Raw genomic sequence first — 22,302 nt, 5'->3', positions numbered from 1 at the left:
CACGGCCCTAACCGAACATGATCATTCATGATGATGAGGTGAAGACGTTCCTCACCGGGATCAGCTTCGAAGCCCTCCTCACGATCCTCGGTGTCCTGGCCGCGTTTGGTCTGGGCATCCGGGAGATGTTCGAGCGCCGCAAGACCAAGGCCAAGGCCGCCGCACAGCCGGCCAATGCCGAGCGGCTGCAAGCGCTGGACGGCCTGCGGCTGATGGTCAAGGACGTGCGGCTGTCGGCCGTCGCGGAAGACTCCGGCGCGCAGCAGCTGACATTTTCGGTGGTGCTTGGCTCAGAAATGTCCGACGCGGAGGCGATGGAGGCGGGACGGGGCAGATTTCCGAAAAATGTGACTGTTGTCAATGTGACCGAGCAGCCGTTCGGCGTGGTCCAACCCGGGGTCCGGCGCGCCGCCCAAACCGCCGGTGACGAGGACGCGGGCTTTCACCGTTTCGCGTTGAAGGGCTGGCCCGCGGGGGCCAGCGTGGAGACCTACCGCTGGGGGAGGCTGGCCGCGAGCGTCGCGGTGCGCCTGATGTGGCTGCTTTTGCTGCCGTTCCAGCTGGGCAACGTGACCCTGTGGCTGTGCCCGGCGCGGCGCGGGTTCAGGCGCGGACTCATGCAGCTGCTGTGCCGGGTGCTGGCGTTGACGTTGACCGTCTCCCTGGTGCTGGCCCTGGCCGGGATAGCGCTCGACCTCGCGGGCTGGCAATGTGTGTTTCGCGATCAGGCCTGCGACGGCGTCGGCAGCGTCTTTCCGGATTGGATGAACGGCCCGCAACACCTGGGGCGCAGGCTCGCGGCCATGTCACTGTTGCCGATTGCCGTTGTTTGCTTTGTCTGGTACCTGGCGAATCTCACCTGGCGAGATTACGAGCAGCATCCCGATCCGGCGTGGCCGCGCACTGACGGCGGCTCGCAAAGCGAGCTCGGCTCGCCGGCGTTCTGGGAGACCCGCCATACCGTACGCAGGCTGCGAGCGCTGCACATCGCCGCGGGTTTCGCGACCATCAATCTCGTCCTGCTTGGCGCCCTGTCCCAGATGCGCTCCACCCAGGAAGGGCTGACGCTGCTGTTCAGCTGCGCGGCTGTCCTCGCCTGTTGCGTCTCGGGGCTGGCCTTGCCCTGGGTGGTGCAGCACACCCAGAACGGTGGCGCTGACACCTTCGTGACGCTGCTGCGGGTGCTCAGCATCGCGCTCACTCTGCTCACCCTGCGCTATTCCGCGACGGCTGACCTGGCCTCGGCGCGAAGCTGGCAAGGCACCGCGTTGCCGCTCTACCGGCAGGAGGTGACCTGGCTGTTCGTGGTGCAGCTGCTGATCGGGCTGAGCCTGCTTGCGCTCGCGGTCACCCGGCGGCCAAAGCATTGGCGCGTGGCCGATCTGGGCTCGCCGGTGGTGGCCTCGCTGGCGCTCGGCGCCGCGGTCACCGTGGAGTCGATCGTCATCTACCGGATGGCAGACCTGCTCAGCGGGCAGAAGGTCACCGCAAAGCTGTCCGAACCCGGATCGTTCCCGGCGTTGCCCTATCAGTGGGCGGGCGTCGGCTTCGCCGTGATGCTGGGGCTGGCCACCCTCGCCGGGCTGATCCTCGTGCGTCCTAACCAGACAGAGCTGAACCTTTCCCGGCAGCGAACCGACGACATGTTCGACGGCAAGCGGGTGCTGGGCCCACGCCGTGCGGCGCGCATCGACCGCGCCACCGCCCGAAGCGACATCGTGCGCCGGGTCGTCGGGCTGCTCATCCTGGCCAGCATTCCGATCGCGGTCCTTGCCATCGTCGGGGCGGTGAACGCCTTGCGCAACTATCCGCCCTCGCCATTCCTCGGCCAGTCGTGGTTCACGGCCGGCTCCGGGCCGTACGTGATCGTGGCGGCCTTGCTGGTCTTGTTTGTCCTAGTGGTGCTGACCGCCGCCAATCGCCGGGTCCGCACCGTGTTCGGTTTCCTCTGGGAGCTGGGCACCTTCTGGCCGCGCAGCTGCCATCCGCTAGCCCCACCTTGCTATGCGTCGCGAACCGTGCCCGAGCTGGTGGTGCGGATCAACGAGCTGGCCACCGCGAAACCGGAAGCCGCAGTGGTGGTGGTCGGCTACGGGCAGGGTTCCTTGCTGGCCGTCGCGGCCCTGCTTCAGCTGCCCGACGAGGCTCGTCAGCGGGTAGCCCTCGTCACGGCAGGATCGCCGGTTGGGTTGCTGTACAAGCGAATCTTCGGGCAGCACTTCAACGACGAGCTCTTCGGCGAGTTGGCCGCGGCGCTCAGCACCGCCGCGGCCCCACCGCGATGGGTAAACCTCCATCGCCACACCGATCCGGTCAGTGGCCCGATCGGCAGCGCGGCGGTCGACAAGCTGCTGTGCGACCCGGTCGTCTTCGAAATCCCCGCGGACAAAGGACGTTACCTGCCCATCCACGGCCACAACCGGTACGAGGAGGATCCGGAGTTCGCCGCGACGATCCGCGCTCTGGCCACCCGGATGATGTGACAGCGTCAGCGACGGTCGACGAGATTGAAGACAGTCAAGGGATCGCGGCCGCCCCACAGCAAGGAGATGATGACCGCGCCCATCGCCTCCAGATGAAGGGCATGCCTTAGCCCACCGACCGGTAGCGGGTCGCAGCCCAGGTCGGCGATCAGCTGCCGGGTCAGGTCTTTGGCTTGCGGATCGTCGCCGCAGTAGGGGACAGCGAGGCGGCGGCCGTCGAAGACCGGCGGCTCCATCTGCCACACGCTGGCCTGGCACAGGTTGAACGCCTTGACCACGTGCCCGCCGGTGGCCTGCTCGATGTCCTGCGCCATCGCCCGGCCCGGCTCGGTGACCAGGGTGAAGTTCTCGATCTCGACCGGGTTGTTGCAGTCGACGATGGGCTTGCCGCGCAACGTGTCACCGATCTGGGTCAGCGTCGCCGCCATGTCGGGGTAGTGCACGGCGATCAGGGTGATGTCGCCGAAGCCGGCCACCTCGCCAATGGTGCCGGTGCGGGCGTTCCACTTGGCGGCCAGCGCTTCCGCCTTGCCCGGCGTGCGGCCCGCGACCATCAGCTCGTGGCCCGCGCCGGCCCACCGGGTCCCCAGGACATCGGCCATTGCGCCGGCGCCGATAACTCCAATTCTCATGACGGCAACGCTAGAAGCGCGTGGGGAACCATCCGGTGCCCTGCGATCAGTCGTCGTCTCCGGCGAGCTCTTCCGCGTGCTGCTCCGCCCACCCCGCAAGCACCGTGACCGGGCCGAGCAGGCTGCGCCCCAGCGGGGTCAGCCGGTATTCCGCGCCGGCCGGTGCGGTGGCCAGAACCCGGCGCTCTATCAGCCTGTTGCGCTCAAGTTTGCGCAGTGTCTGGGTGAGCATCTTCTTGCTGATGCCACCTATGCGGGCGTGCAGCTCGCTGTAGCGGTGCGGCCCGCGGCCCAGCCCGTACACGACAACGACTGACCAGGTGTCGGCCACCAGGTCCAATGCGGTGCGTGCCGGACAGTCGGACAGGAATACGTCGTAGTCGCTCATGTGGTGGTCTGCCGCCTCGCCTCCGTCGTCGCCACCATTCTGCCCCGAACTCCTGGTATTCATCGTTGGTGAAACCTGCGCGCCCCGATGCCCGTGTCCCCTCTGTGAGCACGAGTTTCGAAACCTTCTACGTCGGCACCAGCGGCCGCCTTGTCCGTTATGCCTATGGATTGACCGCCGACATGTCCGAGGCGCAGGACCTGGCCCAGGAGGCATATGCCCGAGCGTGGCAGCGCTGGCCGAAGGTGCAGGGCTACGACGATCCGGAGTCGTGGCTGCGGCTGGTGGTCAGCAGGCTGGCGGTGGACCGCTGGCGATGGCTCACGGTAAGGCGCACCAAGACGCCCTCGCAGCCGGAAACGGTGGCAGGTCCCGAGGACGGGCTGACGCACCTGATCGCCGACCTCAAACGGCTGCCGATCCAGCAGCGCCGCGCCCTCGCGCTGCACTATCTGCTGGATCGTTCCATCGCCGACATCGCCGCCGAGCTGGGTACCAATCAGAACACCGTCAAGACCTGGCTGTCACGTGGGCGGGCCAACCTCGCGGTGCTGCTCGGGGAACCTGACGCCCCGCGGACAGGTCTGCGTGAGGTCGCCGCGCGGGCCAAGCGGCGACGGCTGAACAATGCGCTCAGGACGGTTGCCGCCTTCCTCGGCCTGGGTACTGCCGTGGCCGTCGCCGTCGCCCTTTTCGGCCCGATTCCGCAGCTTCCCCCGGTCACCCCGGAGCTGGTGCTCGAATACCCGGCCAGCCCGCGCACCGCCAGCGTCAGAGCCGATGGCGACCGGGCCTACCTCGTCTCGCACGAGTTCACCGGACAGGCGTGGCTGGCCGCAATCGACCTGACCAGCAACAGGCCCCTGTGGTCGTGGACAGATCTTGGCAACCACGACGACAGCGTGAACATCATCGGCGTCACCGACGCGGCCGTGCTTGTCACGGGCGCTGACGACTCCGACAGCCAGACCAGCACCGTGATGGCGGTCGACCCGGCCAGCGGCGCCATCAAATGGCAGCGGGCCGCCGACGACCTCTACGCCACGATGGCGGCGGGGGATGTGCTGATCAGCACGGCCGGTGGACTGTCGCGAGTGGACGCCGGTACCGGAAAAACAAAATGGACGATCGCCGAGCCACCCGGGACGACGGGCATCGCCCTGCCGGAGACGCTGCTGCGGATCACGCCTGAACACGTGCTGCGCCAGCACGATCTGGCCACCGGCCGTATTCTGCTCGAGCGTTCCGATCTGGGTGCGGTCACCGCCCCCGTCATCCAGATCGGCGAGTACGCATACCTTCGCTCGGACGACAGCGTGCTGCGCCTGCAGCTGCGGGCGGCAACGACCCCTGTCAAGGTGGCCGAAGTCAGCTATGCGATGGTATCTGGCTGCGATGCGTACGTGTGCGTCAGCGGGGGAGACGGCGTCCTTATCGTCCTGGACGCCAGTACCGGACATGAGCTTTGGCGCAAAAAGCTGGCTCGGTCCTCGATCGCGACCGCCGTTTCAGGCCGCATCCTCGTCACCGGCGACGACTCCGCGTCGCTTTTCGACGCCGCCGGCAACGACATCACGCCCGCCGCGATGCACGGAAAGCAGGCCATATGGTACGGCCCGGATCACCTGACATTGCTCAAGCAGCTCCCGCGGCCCGCCCCGGCCGACTACAACGGCGAGACCCTCTTCGACGCGGAGGTCAGCGTGTATTCGTTCCGGACCGGTCAGCAGCAGAACCTCGGAAGCATCACCATGCGCGGCTTCTGTGACGGGCCACCCGGCAAGTACGTGTGTCCCACCCGCGACGGGTTCACCGTCTTCCACCACTGAAACTTGGCGGATTCATTCGCGTCGAAGTGGGTGTCGTCGATGAATCGGCGTGCGACAATCGCGTCGGCCCGCGCCCTAGGCGCTACATCGGGAACCGGGGAGAGACTTTGCGTAACAGGTCCAGGCTCGCGAATGTGTTGTCCGCCATCATGATCGTCGCATGTTCTGCGGCGGCGATCGTCCCAGCGGGGCCCGCCGCGGCCCACGGCGGTGGGGTAGAGGTGCTTTATCCCGCAACAGATCCTTACCTCGACCTACGGGTCCAGGAAGTCACCGACACCAACGATGTCCTGCTCGCCGTGGAGTGGTCGCCCACCGTCAGCGGCACGGTGACCGGGGTCCAGATCTGCCTCGATCTGAGCCAGCAGGAAGTCAACCCACGGCTGCCCCTGCTCGCCTTCCTTTGGAGCGCCGACGGCACGCTGCTCACCAGGGGCAGCGCCTCCGAGGGCATCAGCTTCGCCGCCCCGTGCTTCTACCAGATCGGGTTCTGCTGCCAAACCCGCACGGTGCAGGCCAATGAGCACTATGTGGTCGGGTTCTGGATCCGTGGTGGACAGTATTCCTATGTGCCGCACGGTTTCGACAACGACGTGTCCAACGCGCCGGCCGGGCATCTGAACGCGCCCTCCAACGCGAACTCGACCATCGGCTCGGGCAACGGGCTCTACGTCTACGCCGACTGGTCCCAGGTCACCGACACCAACCCGCCGTTCCCGGCCGAAAGCTGGGAAAACTCCGACTATCTGGTCAGCCCGCGGTTCGTTCCAGACCAGCACTAGGGATTGTGCGCGTCGGCTGCGCCTGTCGCGGGATGGTGCATCCCGCAAACAAGGCGCAGCCTTATCTTGCTGGCCGAAGCTACGGCAGCGTGGCGACGATGAGCGAGCCGATGTCGCGGCCGACGGCCTCGGCGCTGTGGCCGCCGTTCTGGCGGTTGCTCAGCACGGCGATGACGACACCGTCATCGGGGTACATCTGGATCCACGCGTTGGAGCCCAGCTGCCCGCCGTTCTTGCCGACGGCCCGGTGCCCGTCCTCGGCGAACTCGCCCCACCCGTAGGCGTAGCTCCACGGCGTCCCGCTCCACATGTACTCCACCGACGCCGGCGTGATGATGTCGCCGTCGAGCACCTTGTCGCCGAACGACGCCAGGTCGGCTACCGACGCCTCGAGTCCGCCGCCGCAGGTCTTCCAGCTGATTTCATCCGGAGTCGCCTCGCTGTTGTCGGTGTTGTAGAGCTTGGACCGGTTGACCGAGGTGTCGTCGCGATCCTCGGGACGCAGTGTGCCCAGCCCGAACGGGGTGGTCATCTCGTTGACGAACAGCTGCTGGAACGGCACACCGGTCGCCTTCTCGAAAGCCAGGCACGGCAGGTTGTAGCCGAACGTGCTGTAGAACGACGTTCCCACGGCGCACACCAGCGGATCGTTCCAGAACAGCGCTGTCGGCGTGGCCAGGTTGTTGTACTCCGTCGAGGCCAGCGTGGCGTCGACCGCGCTGCCGTTGTAGTGGCGGACACAGCCGCGGTTGCTCACCAGCTGCTCCACCGTCTGCGTGTGCTGTGCGGGCAGACCGGGGATGTAGTCGGCCACGTCGTCGGTTTTGTCGACGACGTTCTGCTCGTCCATCAGCATGGTGAACACGCCCGCGACCGCCTTGCTCACCGAGGCCAGCCTCAGCACATGCCCTGAGTGCAGCCAGATGTCGTTGGCCACATCGGCGTGGCCCCAGCCCCGCTTGTAGACGAACTGTCCATTGTGGATGACGGCCACGCTCATGCCCGGCACGTCGAAGTCGTTCATTTCCTTCTGGATGCGGGTGTCGACCTCGTCGCGCAGCGACCACAGCGGGCGGTTGCCGTTGCGCCGCCAGGTGGCGGTGTACTTCCAGCCGCCGGCCGTCTCGTACCGCTCGTAGGTGATCAGGCGGTATCCCTCGTCCACGTGGCGATGCCACTGGTTGGCGTAGTCGTTGTCGGACATGTCGCGCTGTTCGAGCCAGCCGTTGCCGTTGAGATTCTTGTACCAGATGCCGAGGTAACGCTGGTCGGCGGCGCCCCGCACCGAGTCCACCATGAGCATGCGGAATCCTTGCGAGGAATAGGTTCCGAAGTTGGTGGAGAACTGCGACGAGCTGAGGTCCAGGTGCAGCCGCCAGTCGAGGTTGGTGCCGTTGTCCGCCCAGGTCAGGCTGTAGCGGATGTTCGCGCCGGACAGGTAGGCGTCCACGTCGACCGGGAGCCTGGTCTGGCGCTGCTCTTCGTAGTAGGTGACCGCCTGGTCGTAGGTGAGCCCCCACAGATGGGACCAGCCGAACCCCTCGATGTTCTTGACCCACAACGCCGCGTTGTAGCGCACCCCGGCGCGCACATAGGTCTCGAAGTCGACCAGCCGGTAACCGCGCGAGGTGTTGGTGTCGAACGCGGCCGAGTACTGCGCCGCGGTCAGCTCCTTCTGCACTATCCAATCACGACCATCGGTGTTGCGCTGGAAGACCACGCCCCGCCTGGTCCCGGCCGCGGTGGTGTCGGCCTCGATGTCGGTGGCGATGTAGCCGTTCGCGCGCCATTGCGTGATCGCCGAGTCGAACTGCGCGTCGGTCATGTCGCGCAACGACCCCCAGTCGGTGACCAGCGGATCGAAGACCGCCAGCGGCACACCGGGATGCGCGCCCGCCGGGGCTATCCCGCCCAGAAGCCCGGCTGCCAGGGCCAGCACCACCCCGGCTGCGCCCCAGGCCCGTCTGTGGTTGCGTCTCATCACGTCTCCTTGTCTCGTCGTCTGGCGCTGCCCGCGCCAGGTGACGACGAGCATCGGCGGGCCCGTCACAGACGGCTCAAAGCCGGTTCAACAGGATGGCGCGATCCGGTGGCGGCACACCGATGTCGGTCATCGCCTCCACATAGCGGTCGTAGGCCCGCCTCGCCTCGCCGTGGCGGCCCGCGTCCACCAGCGTGTCAAGCAGATCCCGGTGCGCCTGCTCGTCGTAGGGCTCGTCGGCGATGATGCGGCGCAGGTGGACGGTTGCTTCGTCGACCTCGCCGGCGTGGCGTGCCAGCCGGGCCAGCGTGCGCAGCACGTTGAGGTAGGTCGCGCGCACCTCGTCGCGCAGGGGCTGCGCCCACGTGTCGTAAGGCTCGTCGGCGAAAACCTCGGCGCTGTAAGCCTGTTCGACCGCGGCCAGCACGATGCGCGCGTCGTCGGCGGCGCCCTGCGCGCACAGCCTCAGCCCGTGCCGGGCGTCGGTGAGGAACGACTCGACGTCGACGCTCATCCGGTCCAGGTTGAGCCAGATGTTGGTCGGCCCGGCCGACACGAAATGGTCGGGCGGTGAGCGCCGCCCCGGGTCGAGCACACCGCGGACCGTGGACAGCGCGACCGCCAGCCGATGGTTGATTTTCTTGGCGTCGCCCGCGGAGGCCGCCTCCCGCCCCCACAGCAGGTCGATCAGCTCATCGCGGGCCACCGGCCGTCCTCTGCCCGCGATCAGGATGCGCAGCAGGTCGTAGGCTTTGCGCGACTGCCACACCGGCGCGGGCTCGCCGTCGACGAGCACCCCTAGCGATCCGAACGTGCGGATCACCACATGCGCCGAGTCCACCAGCGCCGCTGGGAGCAGCACCCCTGCCGCCGCAAGCCTTCCCGCGGCCAGGCGGGCGTCGAGCGCCTCCTCGCTGCGCGCCGCGGGGAGCCTGCCCAGGGCGACCCTCACCCGGTCGGCGTCCAAACCGGCCGAAGCACCCCGCCAGATCACGAGCGCCTCGGACAGGCACTGTCGCCGTTCCCTCTGGTCAACCGTGGCCGATGCCCGCAACTCCAGCGATTCGGCCAGCCCGGCCCGGTCGCGATGCTGGCTGGCCGAATCGGCGGCGGCCAGCGCCAGCCGCCGCGCCTCGGCGGCTTCCCCGCGCCCCAGCGCGGCATGCCCGCAGGCGAGCAGGGCGGTGGTGGTGACCGGGCCCGACGCGTGCTCGGTGGCCTGCCGCGCAAGCTGCGCTGCCAACGCGGGATCCTCCGCCGCCACCGTGCGGGCCAGCCCGCACAGCGCGGGCACCGTGGCCTGCCGGTTGCCGTGTGCGGTGGAGGCGCGCAACGACTCCTCGTAGGCGGCCCGCGCCTCGCTGAGCCGGCCGCGCTCGCGATGCAGGTCGCCTAGCCCGCCCAGCGGATAGGCCACCTTCAGTGAATTGATGCGCTGATAAGCCTCGATGGACTGTTGATACATCTGCGCCGCCTCGTCCAGGCGTCCCAGCCGGTGCAGCAGCGTCGCTTCGTTGTTGCGCGCCATGGCCAGCAGACTGCCGTGCCCGGCTCGCTGCGCCAGCGCCACCGCGGGCCGCACCATTTCCAGCGCGTCGCCGTAACGGGCCTCCCGTTCCAGCGCGACGGCGAGGTTGGCCCGGATCCTGATCGCCTGCACCACATCGCCGGCCGGTTCGGCCAGCGCCAAGGCCTGCGCGTAGTGCGCCTGCAGCGCCGCCGGATCTCCCGCCAGATCAGCGGCCAGAGCCAGCGCGACATGCGCGGAGACCGCGGCGCGGGCGCTGCCCGACGCGGTGGCCGCCCGGTGCGCGCGCACGGCGTGATCCTGGCACTTGTCCATGTCTCCGGCCAGGCGGTGCGCCGCCGCCATCCAGGCCAGCAGCAGGGCCTCGTCGGCGGTGGTCTCGTCGGTGAGGATGCCGCGGTCGAAAACGCCCACCGCGTCGCGCGGGTTGCCCCACAGATAGACGGCCACCCCGAACCGCCACGCCAGCGCGGCAGGCAGAGCGCAGCGCCCGTCGGCGAGCCGCTCATAGACAGCGATCGCCGCCGCGCTCTCGCCGGTCAGCTGCAGTGCTTCTGCCAGCAACAGATCGGTCTGCTCATCGCAATGTTGCGGCGGGAGCTGGCGGATCGCGGAGACGACATCGGCCGCGGACCCGCCGGCGAGCATGACCGGGCCGCGCTCGATCAGCAGCGCCGCGGAGGCGGCATGGTCGGCGGCGGCCACCCGCAGGGCCAGGGCGTCGGCCGGCCGGTCGTGGCGCAGGTGCCAGTCGGCGGCCGTGGCCAGCACCCGCTGACGCCGCCGCGGTGACGGGCGGCCCGATGCGGCCCGGGCCACGGCGGCCACCACCGCCACCGGTTTGTACCAGCGGTGACCGGGGGAGGGCGGATGCAGGATGCCCAGCCGGGCCAAGGCGCCGATGACCGCTTCGGGCCGGCGATGGCCAAGGCCCACCGCCAGATCGGCCGAGATCGAGCCGAGGTGCGCGGCGTCGGTGAGCAACCTGCGCGCCGGATCGGGCAGATCACCGAGCACCTCCGCGCTCACGTAGTCGGCCACCCTGGTACCGGGCGAGACGAGCGCGGCGAGCAGGTCATCCTCCGAAATGGAGGAGGTGGTGGAGATCAGGGCCGGGTCGAGCGCGTCGGTGAGCAGCTGCGCCAGCGCGGGCCAGCCGCAGGTGACGCGATGCAGGCTGGCGGCGATTGCTTGATTTTCTATCCGGTACCGGCGAAGCAGCACCCGCTCGATCTGCGCCTGAGATAGCACCAGTGCGGCCGGGCCTAGCTCGGCGGGAGGGCTTGCCGCCCAACGCAATACGGCCGCGCTCAATGGGCGGCGGGCGATCAGCACCAGGCGCGAGCGCTGCGGCGCGGGCCGCGGGGGCGCAGCGTTCGCCAGGTGCATGTCGTCGATGACGGTGATCCGCTCGCCGGTGGCGAAGCCGAGCCCCGACAGGTCCTGGCCGCGAAACCAGTTCGCTTGCCGGTCGCCGAGCCACGCCCGCACGGCTGTGGTCTTGCCGTAACCGGCGGCGCCGAGCACGACCGTGACGCGCCCGGCGAACGGGTCTGCCACCATCGCGTCCCCCACTCGAACGAGTCGTTTGAACGATGTTTGAACCATCTTTGATAGTCGATGCGACCGTACCCCCGAACTCGTACGCGACAGCTCATGTGTCGCTTTGGTGACGACATCGAACGGAGACGGTGGATATGAGGACCCTGCTCGGCATCTTTGCCGGTGTGCTTGGCCTGGCGGTCGCGGTCGCCAGCGTAACCAATGTCCAGACTGGATCGACACCGGCGTATGCGCGCCCGCCGCTGACCGGCGCGGGCGGTGTGCAGGACCTTGAGCTGCGGGGCGGCCCGCACCGGGCTCACTACGGGGTGATGGAGGGCCAGCTGTTCCTCGGCATCGCCAATCCTCCGCCGACGCCGTCGCCACCGCCGTCCGATCCGCCCCTGCCCTGGACGGTCATCGGCGCGCCCGACACCGGAAATTCGGCGGGCTATTTCAACGCCGTGCGCCGCGACGGGGCCGGGCGCGCCACGGTCTGGCTGCCCGGCCTTGATCCGGAGGTCATCGGCGCGGTCCTGGTGACAGCGGCCGGGCCGGCCGCCGGTTTCTGTAAGGCCGCGCAGATGGGGCCGAGCCCCACCGAGCACCCGGGCGTGGACGTGCACGTGGCCTGCTTCGACCCGGCCGGAAACCCTTTGAGCACCGGCTTTTCGCTGACCTACACCAGACCTGCGGCGAGGATCGTCGGCAGCGGCGGATGGGTGCGGGCAGGCGATCAGTTCAACTCGGCGGGCGGCCAAAACACCACGACGCGGGTGGCCAGCGGCAGCTACCTGGTGCGCATGCCTGGCTTGGGCGGGCCGGGCGGTCATGCCCAGGTGAGCGCGACCGGTTCGTCGAGCAATTGGTGCAAGGTTTCTCGTTGGTACGCCGCCGGCGTCGACGAGCTGGTGGCCGTCAGGTGCTTCACGCCCGGCGGCACGCCCGCGGACAGCACCTTCAACCTGGTGTTCGCCCGCGACACGGACGCGGCGCTGACTTCCAACCGGGCCGCGGCCTTCTACGTGTCCAGCGCGGACCCGGACGCGGCGTTCGTGACCTCCACCCGCACGGGCGGCGGCGTGACCATCGAGCGGCTGGCGCCTGGGCGCTACCACGTGCGCGCCCCACTGGACCTCACCGGTGGCGTGGCACACGCGGCGGCGCTGGGCGAGGGCACCGAGCGGTGCAGAGTGCTGGGGTGGAACAACACCGACGGGGTCCAGGTGACCTGTTCGGCCGACACCGCCTTCACCGTGGCGTGGTCCTCCTGATCGGATTCACGGGCAGATCCGGCCGGGCGTGCCACTCGCCCGGCCAGGATCGCCAGCCCTGCAACGGAAGCTGAGCGGTCAAGGTCCCGTCCGCTTGAGCGCTGCCGCATCGGGCGCTCGGCGGTTCCGTGCTGACGACAAGGCGTTTACGATGCCGGATGGAGGTGGCGATGCGATACCGCCCATACCGGCGTGCCGGCCGGTTCGTGCGCAATGGGGCTGCGGCCGCATCGCTGGCCGGGGTCTTCGTCAGCCTGTTCGCCGTTGGCGCCTGGCGATGGGACGCGCTCTATGCCGGTGCTGGCCTGTTCGCGGCTGCCGGGGTGGCGATGGCGGCGGCGTATCTGTATGGGCGGGAACGGATGTGGGTGCAGGGCAGAGCGCGCGTTCTTTCCGCCTCACCCGCGCCCACCGGGGCTTTTGGCGACTGCGAGCTTCGCGTCGTCGTCGATGCGCCCGGCAGCCCGTCGCATGCCGTGCGCATCCGCCAGTACCGTGTCGCAGCTTCGCTTTGGCCGGTTGCGGGGGAAACCTTGCCGGTGCAGGTCGACGCCTACAACCCGCGCAGGGTCCAGGTTCGCTGGGATCAGGTGAGCCGCTTCAGCCACGACTACGACGACCACTTCGTTGGGACCCGCGGGCCTGGCTCGCCGGGACGGGCTCAGTAGCCGTCGTCGTCGTCGTCGCTGCGGCCAAGGCGCGCCTCGACCGCGTTGGGCTCAAATCTTTCCTCGATCACGCGCAGGTAAAGCTCGTTCGGGTTCGGCAGGTGGTGCGCGGCGTAGGCCCGAAGCCTGCCCGTCACGAAGGTCAGCTTGCCGAAGCCGAGGATGGCGCCCCATGGCGTCTGCGAGAAGCGGATGTCCACCATGTCGTAGAGGGCGACCGCCGAGACGCGGCGCCACAGCAGACCCCTGACCGTCATCACCCGTTTGTTGGTCAGCACCAGCCGCCTTACCGGCCAGGACAGCGCCCGATGCGCTGCCAGCACGCCGATGCCGATCAGTGTCCACATCAGAACCGTCGCCGTCGGATAGCCCAGCACCTGTGAAGGCAGGCGCAGGAAGGCGGGGTCGAGAGGGCGCTGCGCGCGGCCGATGGCCCAGCCCGACACCGCGGCCGCGGCGAACGGGTCCCACCAGTGCCGCCGCCATTCGCCCCGGTAGCGTTCGGTCGGGAACAGGTAACGTGCCACCAGGTTCGAAGGTACGTCCTCCAGGGGGACGACGCGCCTTGAGCCGAAGACGCCGAGCGGGTCCTCCACCGGCCCGAGCGAGCTGAACTCCTCCTCGGAAAAGTCGAACAGCTGGGGGATGGGGTCGTCTTCCACGTCTGGCTGTTGCGGTGCCCGGTCTTCCGGCGGTGTCCATGGCACGTCCGCGCCCGGTGGCGTATGGCGTGTGCGTGGGGTGCGTCGTGCCCGGCCGACGAACGAGGGTTCGGTGCGCTCGCGGGCGCCGTCGAGGATGGCCCGCGCCGCAGGCCCGAGCGCTTGGTCCTCTGCCACCAGGCGTTCCAGCCGGTTGCGGGCCGCCGCCGCCAGGGCCGGGTTGGGATCGCGCAGCAGGGCCCCGAGATCGTCCACCGCGCCGCGGCGCAGGGCCGAGGAGGAACTGTCCAAGGCCACCAGGATGTCCCGAAGATCGGGTGCCGAGGGCCGCAGCCCGGCCGGGTTGCGCGACAGCACGATATCGGCGCCCTCGCCGCCGCTGATGTGAAGCTGAGGGGTCTGGCGGTGCTTGGATCGCGCGACGACCGCGAAGGCGTACCGGTAGGCGTCCGAGACGGTGATCAGGCCGGTGCCGGACAGGTCGGCGTGCCCCGTCTGCAGCCCCTCGGCAAGCGCCGAAGTGAACACGGACCCGAGGACCGCGTTGGTCGCTGTGCGCTCCTGATAGGCGTATTCGGTGCCCCGGCTGGCGGTCAGGATGACCCGCCCCGCCGAGGGAAACAGGTCGGCCTCGAGGTCAGCCGCCAGCCCGTCGGCCAGCAGCGCACCTTTGACGTCATACGCGCCGCTGAAGCAGGTGTCGATGACGATGATCTGGCGGCGGGCGGCCGCCTCCTCGGCCCGGTCCAGCAGCCAGCGGCCGGTCACCGAGGTGGCCGGCATCGTCGCCGGGTCGGTGTCGGTGGCGATCAGGTGCAGGCGGCCGTTGTGGTCCTTTTCGCCGTGGCCTGAAACGTAGACCAGCACCAGATCGTCGGGATCACCCGCGTTGAAGATCTGATTGATCGCCAGCTGGATCTCCGCCCACGGCCGGTCGACGACCCGGGTCACCTCGAACCCGCAGATGTCCGGATCGGACAGCAGCCGTGCCATGGTGTCGGCGTCGCCCGCGGGAGCGAGCAGATCCTCGTATGCCCGGCTTTGATAGGTGGAGGTCGCGATCACCAGCGCCAGCCGCCGCCCGCGCGGCAGAGGCGGCGCGGGCAGCATGTCGTCGGGCGGCATCGTCAATCGGCGCCATGCCGGGCAAGGAAAGCGTCGACAAGCTCGCGCTGCTGCTCATCGGTGGCGTCGCCAAGCATCAGCGAGTCGCCGTCGATGTGCACCACGACCGGGCGTCTCTCCCGACGCGACCAGTCCATCGCCAGGCGCAGCAGGTCACGCAGAAGGTAACCGGCCGCCAGCCCGACGCTGACCCATTCGATGATCCCATCGGCGCCCTTGTTGTCTTCGGGCGGTGGCGCGTATCCGAACTCGACGTTGCCGAGCTGCTGGCCGGTGATGTCGGCGGCCAGCAATCGCAGCGGCTTGTCGCCGCGCTGGGCGTTGTCGGGGCCGGCGAACTCAAGCCGCACAATGTCGGGCACGGCTGGAAGTTTGCCCGACATTTCCGTGACGGGGCAACCGCCGGGGAGCCGGAAAGCAAAGTCAAACAGTCGAATGCATGACAGTGGTCGCAGATCAAGCCGCGGCGGCATCCTCCACGGTGCGCAGGTTTCGCACCGGTGAGGCCAGCAGCCACAGGGCGCAGAGGGCTCCTCCGATTCCGGCGATGACCAGGCACGGCCGCAAACCGATGGCGGCGCCCGCGAAGCCGCCGACCAACGCGCCCACCGGACGGATGCCGTAGTTGATCGCGCTGTAGGCGCCGGCCCTGCGCCCGCGCGCGCCTTCGGGCGTGGCCCGGGTGAGCACGGCGTTGAGGTTGATGTCCATGAGCATGACGCCCACCCCGGACACGAACTCCAGCCCGGCCAGCAACGCGGTCTTCTGCAGGTCGCTGCCGGAGGCCAACGCGGCGAAGGCCAGCGGGAGCGGGAACACCGCGGCTCCGACGATCGCGGTGCGGCCGACGCCCAGAACGCGCGAGATGCGCGGGGTGATTGCCGCCCCCACCACGGATCCGGTGGCGCCGACGCCGAACGCCAGGCCGATCGCCCCCGCGGAGAGGCCGAGCTCGCGGCTCGCAAACAAAATCATGAGAGCGTTCGCGATGAAGGTGAAGAAGTTGACCGTTGCCGTGCAGCCCAGGCTCGCCCGCAGGATGGGTTGTACGAACACGACTTTCATGCCGTCGACGGCCAGCCGCCAGGTCGACGGGCCGGCCGGGGCGGGCGGCGGCTCCTGGGCTTTGATGCGGCTCACCAGCACTGCCGATACGAGGAACGACAGGGCGTCGGCCACCACGGCCACCGGGGCCGTCAGCGCCTGGATCAGGCCCCCGGCCGCGGCCGGGCCGGCGATGAAGGAGACGCCACGCGACATGCTCAGTTTGCTATTTGCGTCCACATAGGACTCACTGGGTACCAGGCTGACATAAAAGGTTTGATAGGCCATGCCGAAAAGCACCTGGCCGATCCCGGTGAGCAGACCGGCGACGACGAGCTGGGCGAGGGTCAGCACACCGGCCGCATAGGCCACCGGGATGCTCAGCAACGTCACGGCCCGCAGCACATCGGCCGCGATCATCAGCCGCCGCTTGACCGGGCGCTGGTCCACCCACGCCCCGATGAGCACGGCGAGCAGGTTGGGCGTCCAGATTGCCGCGGTGAGCACGCCGACCTGCCCGGGGGTGGCGGCCAGCATGGTGACCGCGATGAAAGGTATCGCCAGCTCGCTGATGCGGTCGCCGAATTGCGACACCGTGTCGCCGACCCAGAAGGTGCGGAAACGTCGATCGCGCCATAACGGAGCCGGCCGGATCTCTTCGGCGGCAACGACATCGGCGCTCACGGCTGCGCCTGCTCGGCGTCGGCCTCGGGCAGGACATAGCGCAGCATGCGGACCCCGCGCGCATCCTCGGGCGCGTCGGACTCGATGCGGTTGACATAGGGCGCAAGCAGCGCCTCGATGCCGTCTTCGACGGCGGCGAGCTCAGCGCGGGTCAGCTTGACCCTGGTGTTGGACAGGCCGGCGATCTCCTGCCACGGCGCGGGCAGCTGGGCCTCGTCGTGTTCAAGCCATCGCATGGGTACCTCGGCCGCCCCGGCGAAGTGCTCGACCTGCAACTGGCGGGCCGCCTCCAGCGCCTCCGCATCGCCTTCGCGAGCCACATACCGGTAACCACGAGATGCCGCCTGCCAGCCGCGCTCCCGCTTGGTGGCCGCACCGTCCCAGTCTTTGACATAGCCGAAGCCGGCCAGATGCCGAAGATGCCAGCTGACCACCGACGGTGTCGCGCCGACATAAGGGGAGAGCTGGCTCGCCGTGGACGGGCCATGGCGCTGGAGCCGCTCGAGAATCGCCAGCCGGGTCGGATGCGCCAATGCGCGCAGCGCCTGCGGATCGGAGATCTCCAGATCGCCGTACCGATTCGTGAGAGACATGTTTCGAGAGTAACCTCTCAGAACGGCGCTGTCCAGATCGCCCGGACCCCACAGGAAGGCCCGCATCGGGATAGGTGATTCTGTGGGGGACAGGCGGTGCGGTGGACGGGAGCGGGCATGCCGGAAAGTGTTGTCGGGCGGGTCGGGCGCTGGTGTTTTCGGCACTGGGCCTGGGTGCTGCTGATCTGGGCCGTCGCGGTGGGCGCCGGCGTCTTCTCGGTCGGGCCGCTGTTTAGCCGTCTTGCGGATACGCGGCTGCCCAAGGGCGTGGAGTCGGTCGCCGCCGCCGATGTGATCTCGCAGGGCAACGATTCGGCCGGCACCGTCATCGCCGTCGTCGACGGGATCGACCCGGCCGACGCGCGGGTCCGCTCAGCCGTCCTTTCCGCCCTGCCCCGGCTGGCCGCCATCTCGGGGGTCAAGACGGTCGAGCATCCCTATACGGGGGCGACGCCGTCGGCGCGGATGGTCTCGGCGGACGGTCACGCGATCTTCGTCTCCGTAGTGCTGACCGCGCTGGACCGGCCCGGCCGGGACAAGGCGGCAATCGCGACCACCGATGCCCTCCATGAACTGCGCGCCGACCTGCCCGCCGGGGCGAGCGTCGACGTGGGCGGCGCGCCGGTGCTCAGTGTCCAAACCCGAGGCACCGTGCAGGAGGATCTGGCGCGAGCCGAGTACACCTCGCTGCCGGTGACTTTGCTGGTGCTGGTGGTGGTTTTCGGCGGTCTGGTCGCCGCCGGTCTGCCCGTCCTGACGGCCGCGGTCTCGGTGGCCGCCGCGATGGGCGTCATGCTCGGCTTTTCCACGTTCACCAACGTCGACCAGGACGGCGTCACCGTGGTGACCCTGCTCGGGCTCGGCCTGTCGGTCGACTACGGCCTGCTGCTGGTGGCCCGCTACCGCGAGGAGCTGCTGGGCGGCTGGCCGCCCGAGACGGCGATCGCCCGCGCCTGGGCGACCGCGGGCCGCACGATCCTGTTCAGCGCCTTGACGGTGGCGGCCGCCCTGTCCGGCCTGCTCCTGTTCGACCTGCCCACGTTGACCGCGCTCGGCGCGGCCGGGGTCTCGATAGCGGTGGTGGCGATGGTGGCGTCGCTGACGTTCACCGCCGCCCTCACCGGGCTGTTGCGCCGGTGGATCCGGCCGACGAAACGGCAGTTGCGCGAAGCCGCCACCCTCGGCGCCGATTCCGCTGATCGCGGTTTCTTCGCCCGGCTCTCTCGCCTGGTTCAGCGCCGCCCGGTCCTGGTGGCGCTGGGCACCGCCGCGATACTGCTCGCGGCGGGCGCGCCGCTGGTCGACTCGGCGATGCGGCTGCCCGGCCTGGAGGGGATACCTCGCAGCATCGAGTCGGCCCGGGTGGCCGACACCCTGGCGCAGCGCTTCGCCCGCCGGCCCGCCGCCGCGATCACCGTGGTGGCGCATACCGACCCGGCGACACTGCAGGCGTGGGCCCAACGGTGGGCCGCAAACCCTGCGGTGGCCCAGGTTCGGCCGGTACAGCCGCTCGGGCCTACGGGCGCGCCCACGGCCGCATCCGTAGGCTTCGATGTCGTCGGGGATCCGCAGGGAACCGAGGCCCGAGGCCTTGTCGCCGCGATGCGCGCCGACCGCCCGGCAGGCGGCCAGTCGTGGGTCACCGGCGACGCCGCCACGCTCAGCGATCTGCTGGCCATCATCGGCGACGGGCTGCCCTGGGCGATCGGCCTGACCGTGCTGGCCATGGTGGCGCTGCTCTTCGCCATGACCGGATCCCTGGTCATCCCGGTGAAGGCGATCCTGGCCAACGTGGTGTCCCTCGGCGCCACCTTCGGCGTAATGACCGCGGTCTTCGGCGACGGCTTCGCCAGCGATCTGCTCGACACGCTGACGATCGGTGCGCTGAACCCGTTTGTCGTCGTCCTGGTCTTCGCGTTCGCGTTCGGGCTGTCCATGGATTACGAGATCTTCCTGCTCGGCCGGGTCAAGGAGTACGTCGACGCGGGCGCGGACACCGATGCCGCCGTGCGCAGAGCACTGCAGCGCACCGGCCGGGTCATCACCTCGGCCGCGTTGCTGATGGTCATCGTGTTCGGCTGCTTCGCCGCCGCCCGCATCGGCAACATCGAACAGATCGGGCTGGGACTGGCGGTGGCGGTTCTCATCGATGCCACCGTGGTGCGCTGCCTGCTGGTACCCGCCACGATGACCCTGCTGGGAAGGTGGAACTGGTGGGCGCCCCGCTGGCTGTCGCAGCTGCACGCGCGCTTCGGCCTGCACGAACATCGCCTGCCCGAAATCCGTGCTGAGGACCATCTCATCCCCGAGCCGGCAGTGCCGTGACCGCAGACGACGCGGCCGGCGTGCAGGCGCTGCTCACCGAGCACGATCTGGGTTTCACCGTGCGGGGCCGGTGCGCCGGCGGCATGCAGGGCGGAGCGTGGCTGCTGGCGCATACCGGTCCGCCGGCGCAGGAATCGCTGGCCGTGCTGAAGATCTGCCGCAACGAGTCGGCGTCCAGGATCCCCGGCCTCGGTCAGGTTATCGCCGCGATCCGGAAGGCTGGGTACCCGACGCCTGAATGGCTTGCCAGCGGCCGGTTTTCCGACGGTTCCGGCTACCACATCGCACGGTTGGTGCCCGGTCGGCCATCGACGCCGCTGACTTCAGACAAGACGGAAATGCTGCTGCGGGTGCTGGAAAGCCAAGCCGGGCTGGATCCGGACCCGGCGCGCGACTGGTGCGACCACGTAATGCGCCCGGATCCCGCACAGGTTCCGACCTGCCTGGTGGATCGCTACCAGCGGCTGTGGGACGAGGCCGGGCCGGTACGGCTTCCCGGCGGCGACATGGTGCACGGGGATTTCAACAGCTGCAACATCTTCCTCGACGAGACCGGGGTCAGCGGCGTTATCGACATCGAGGCGCTGGGCAGCGGCACGCGGGTCATCGACTACGCCTGGCTGCTGCGCGAGGCCTACCTGGAGGACTACGGCGAGCAGGTCGCCGCGATGATCCAGCGCGCCGGGCAGGCGGTGGCCGGGCCGCGGGTGCTGGCCGTGTGTGCCGTGGCCACGGTCTTCGACATCGTGCGGTTCAAACTGCGCCATGAGCCCGAGGCGATGCCGCGCATCATCGCCCAGCTGCATCACCTCGCCGACGACCTCACCGCGGCGCTGCCATGATCGCCCTGCGGTGAAGGAATCTCCAGCACGTGGGTGTGGGTCAGTTCGGAGTCGCTGAAGTCGGCCACCGCCTCTATTTCGTAAGAGGCCAGCGGTAACAGATCCGGTGGGGCGTAACCACGGCCGGGGTCTCCGACGATGACGCGGGCGCCGTTGGCGGCCGCGGCGCGCAGGAACGACAGCATCCGGTCAGCTAGCGGCTGGCCGTAAAGGACATCGCCGGCCAGCACCACCTGGGCGTCACCGGCATCGCCGTCAACCAGGTCGGCAAGCAGCGTGTTCACCTCGACCCCGTTGTACCAGGCGTTGGTGGCGATGGCCGTGATGGCGTTGGGGTCGATGTCGTTGGCCGTGACCCGTGCGGCGCCGGCCAGGCCGGCGGCGATGCCGACCAGGCCCGAGCCGGCCGCGAGGTCAAGCACGCGCAGCCCGGCGACGGTCTGCGGATGGTCGAGCACGTAGCGTGCCACGCCCTGGCCGCCAAGCCACGCCGAGGCCCAGAACGGGGTCGCCAGCGCGTGGCCTGCCTCGGCCTCCATACGTGCCGTCAAAACCCACACGTCTTCGGCCAGCAGCAGCCGGATCTGGGGAACGAGCGGTACCGGCCTGAGGCGCAGGCGGTCGAGCGCGGTGGAGGCCATATCCAAAGCATGGCTCACGAACAGCCCGGATGGGCCCAACTACCACCGACGCGGCGCAAAATGACCACGTCCCGGATCGGCTTGGCTAGGCTGGAACAGTGTGGGCGATCTCGCCGCACCTGTGAAGGGAACGTGAATGGCAACCGGCAAGGTTAAGTGGTTCAACGCCGAAAAAGGCTTCGGCTTCATCGAGCAGGACGGCGGAGGTCCTGACGTCTTTGTCCACTACTCCGCGATCGCATCCAGCGGTTTTCGCGAACTCAGCGAAGGCCAGCATGTCGAGTTTGAGGTGACACAGGGGCAGAAAGGCCCGCAGGCGGACAACGTCCGTTCGCTCTAAGCTGCGGGAGATCCCACGCCGCACCGGTGGGCCATAGTTCCACCGGTGCCGGTTACGTGGTTGAGGCCCGAAAATCGTGCAGCGCTTGGACAGTGCGCTCGGCTCGGTCCACTGTGGCCGGATCGAGCAGCACAATGAGCTCGTCGATGCCCTCGGCCGCCCAGCGCTGGAACGCCTCAGCCAGCGCGCCGGGCTCGCAGCGCACGCCGAAGGCGTCGTCGCTGGCGTTGTCGCCCTTGACCATCAGCCCGACCGTGACCCGCTGGGTCACGCCGGCCTGTTCCAGGCTCGCTTTGACCTTGGTCCAGCGTTCGGCGGGCAGGGCATGCCAGCTGGTGTTGTAGGCCTGCGCATACTTCGCGGTCAGCGCAAGCATCCGCGGCCCGTGGGTTCCTATCAAGATGGGCGGGGCGGGCTGGGTGGGCGGTGGCAGCAGCCGGGCGTCGTTGGTGCGGTAGTACTGACCGTCGAAAGTGGACGATCCGTCGACCAGCATGCCCCGGATCACCGTCAGCGCTTCCTCGAAACGGGAGTAGCGATGGTCGAACGGGTAGCCGAACGCCCGATATTCCGGCTCGTGCCAGCCCGCGCCCAGCCCGAGGATCAGCCGGCCGCCGCTGATTTCGTGCACGCTGTGCGCCATCCTCGCCAGCAGCGCGGGCGGGCGGAACCCGGTGCAGGTCACGATGGTGCCCAGGCTCGCCCGCTCGGTGGTGGCGGCCAGGCCCGCCAGTAGCGTCCACGCCTCCCAGGTCGCGCTCGGATCGGCCGCCTCGCCCTCATAGGCCTGCAGATGATCGAACAGCCATAGCGAGTCGAAGCCGGCCTGCTCCATGTCGCGGGCGAACCCGAAAATCTCCCGCCCTGATGAGGGAATGCCGGGTCCTCGCTCGTCGCCCATCGGCAACACCAAACCGATCCGCATGCCGGTGAGCGTAG

The 22,302-nt window shown here is 69.0% G+C and carries 18 protein-coding genes; 8 read left to right on the top strand and 10 right to left on the bottom strand.

Annotated elements, in window-relative coordinates; translation table 11 throughout:
- Positions 1-38: 38 nt before the first annotated feature.
- Complete coding sequence (locus tag Rhe02_RS09120; protein ID WP_203907668.1) at positions 39-2,483, top strand: hypothetical protein; 2,445 nt, start codon at positions 39-41, stop codon at positions 2,481-2,483.
- A gap of 5 nt (positions 2,484-2,488) precedes the next feature.
- On the opposite strand, the gene Rhe02_RS09115 is transcribed toward Rhe02_RS09120, so the two are convergent.
- Positions 2,489-3,115, bottom strand: coding sequence for an NADPH-dependent F420 reductase (locus tag Rhe02_RS09115; RefSeq protein ID WP_203907667.1), 627 nt, complete (start codon positions 3,113-3,115; stop codon positions 2,489-2,491).
- Positions 3,116-3,161: 46 nt separating this feature from the next.
- Positions 3,162-3,566: a winged helix-turn-helix transcriptional regulator gene (locus Rhe02_RS09110; RefSeq protein WP_239123588.1), complete on the bottom strand. Its 405-nt coding sequence runs from the start codon at positions 3,564-3,566 to the stop codon at positions 3,162-3,164.
- Positions 3,567-3,607: 41 nt separating this feature from the next.
- Here Rhe02_RS09110 and Rhe02_RS09105 point away from each other — a divergent pair, with 41 nt between their 5' ends.
- Together Rhe02_RS09105 and Rhe02_RS09100 are read left to right on the top strand one after the other, a co-directional pair.
- The gene (locus tag Rhe02_RS09105; RefSeq protein ID WP_308441987.1) at positions 3,608-5,332 is read left to right on the top strand and encodes a sigma-70 family RNA polymerase sigma factor; all 1,725 of its coding nucleotides are present in this window, start codon (positions 3,608-3,610) and stop codon (positions 5,330-5,332) included.
- A gap of 134 nt (positions 5,333-5,466) precedes the next feature.
- Positions 5,467-6,114, top strand: coding sequence for a DUF4082 domain-containing protein (locus Rhe02_RS09100; protein WP_203907664.1), 648 nt, complete (start codon positions 5,467-5,469; stop codon positions 6,112-6,114).
- 79 nt (positions 6,115-6,193) lie between these two features.
- On the opposite strand, the gene Rhe02_RS09095 is transcribed toward Rhe02_RS09100, so the two are convergent.
- Entirely contained in the window at positions 6,194-8,095 is a 1,902-nt protein-coding gene (locus Rhe02_RS09095) for a serine hydrolase (RefSeq protein ID WP_203907663.1), read from the bottom strand.
- A 76-nt stretch (positions 8,096-8,171) separates the two neighbouring features.
- Positions 8,172-11,186 carry a tetratricopeptide repeat protein gene (locus Rhe02_RS09090; RefSeq protein WP_203907662.1) on the bottom strand — a complete coding sequence of 1,005 codons (3,015 nt, stop codon included), beginning with the start codon at positions 11,184-11,186 and terminating at the stop codon, positions 8,172-8,174.
- Positions 11,187-11,320: 134 nt separating this feature from the next.
- On the opposite strand from Rhe02_RS09090, the gene Rhe02_RS09085 reads away from it, so the two are divergent.
- Together Rhe02_RS09085 and Rhe02_RS09080 are read left to right on the top strand one after the other, a co-directional pair.
- On the top strand, positions 11,321-12,439 hold the full coding sequence (locus tag Rhe02_RS09085; RefSeq protein ID WP_203907661.1) for a hypothetical protein: 1,119 nt from the start codon (positions 11,321-11,323) through the stop codon (positions 12,437-12,439).
- 170 nt (positions 12,440-12,609) lie between these two features.
- Positions 12,610-13,107: a hypothetical protein gene (locus Rhe02_RS09080; RefSeq protein WP_203907660.1), complete on the top strand. Its 498-nt coding sequence runs from the start codon at positions 12,610-12,612 to the stop codon at positions 13,105-13,107.
- Here Rhe02_RS09080 and Rhe02_RS09075 read toward each other — a convergent pair.
- The 4 genes from Rhe02_RS09075 to Rhe02_RS09060 form a co-directional block, all read right to left on the bottom strand.
- On the bottom strand, positions 13,101-14,894 hold the full coding sequence (locus Rhe02_RS09075; protein WP_203907659.1) for a caspase family protein: 1,794 nt from the start codon (positions 14,892-14,894) through the stop codon (positions 13,101-13,103). The genes Rhe02_RS09080 and Rhe02_RS09075 overlap by 7 nt on opposite strands.
- Before the next feature lie 2 nt (positions 14,895-14,896).
- A complete protein-coding gene (locus tag Rhe02_RS09070; RefSeq protein WP_203907658.1) occupies positions 14,897-15,256 on the bottom strand; it encodes an effector-associated constant component EACC1 in 360 nt (119 codons plus the stop codon).
- A gap of 94 nt (positions 15,257-15,350) precedes the next feature.
- Positions 15,351-16,622 (bottom strand): MFS transporter, encoded by a 1,272-nt coding sequence (locus Rhe02_RS09065; RefSeq protein ID WP_239123587.1) that lies wholly within the window; start codon positions 16,620-16,622, stop codon positions 15,351-15,353.
- Entirely contained in the window at positions 16,619-17,215 is a 597-nt protein-coding gene (locus Rhe02_RS09060; protein ID WP_203907657.1) for an ArsR family transcriptional regulator, read from the bottom strand. The genes Rhe02_RS09065 and Rhe02_RS09060 overlap by 4 nt, the downstream gene beginning before the upstream one ends.
- Positions 17,216-17,332: 117 nt before the next feature.
- Here Rhe02_RS09060 and Rhe02_RS09055 point away from each other — a divergent pair, with 117 nt between their 5' ends.
- Positions 17,333-19,540 carry an MMPL family transporter gene (locus Rhe02_RS09055; protein WP_203907656.1) on the top strand — a complete coding sequence of 736 codons (2,208 nt, stop codon included), beginning with the start codon at positions 17,333-17,335 and terminating at the stop codon, positions 19,538-19,540.
- Entirely contained in the window at positions 19,537-20,382 is an 846-nt protein-coding gene (locus tag Rhe02_RS09050; protein ID WP_203907655.1) for a phosphotransferase, read from the top strand. Before Rhe02_RS09055 ends, Rhe02_RS09050 begins: the two co-directional genes overlap by 4 nt.
- Here the strand turns inward: Rhe02_RS09050 and Rhe02_RS09045 are convergent.
- Positions 20,346-21,023, bottom strand: coding sequence for a class I SAM-dependent methyltransferase (locus tag Rhe02_RS09045; protein ID WP_203907654.1), 678 nt, complete (start codon positions 21,021-21,023; stop codon positions 20,346-20,348). The two genes, Rhe02_RS09050 and Rhe02_RS09045, sit on opposite strands and share 37 nt — an antisense overlap.
- A 136-nt stretch (positions 21,024-21,159) precedes the next feature.
- On the opposite strand from Rhe02_RS09045, the gene Rhe02_RS09040 reads away from it, so the two are divergent.
- On the top strand, positions 21,160-21,363 hold the full coding sequence (locus tag Rhe02_RS09040) for a cold-shock protein (protein WP_203907653.1): 204 nt from the start codon (positions 21,160-21,162) through the stop codon (positions 21,361-21,363).
- A gap of 52 nt (positions 21,364-21,415) precedes the next feature.
- Here the strand turns inward: Rhe02_RS09040 and Rhe02_RS09035 are convergent, their stop codons facing one another.
- Positions 21,416-22,288, bottom strand: a complete 873-nt coding sequence (locus Rhe02_RS09035) for an LLM class flavin-dependent oxidoreductase (protein WP_203907652.1) — start codon at positions 22,286-22,288, stop codon at positions 21,416-21,418.
- Positions 22,289-22,302 lie beyond the last annotated feature (14 nt).

It is taken from the genome of Rhizocola hellebori, from assembly GCF_016862955.1.
Lineage (GTDB): Bacteria > Actinomycetota > Actinomycetes > Mycobacteriales > Micromonosporaceae > Rhizocola > Rhizocola hellebori.
This window is presented reverse-complemented; position numbering and strand designations above follow the sequence as displayed.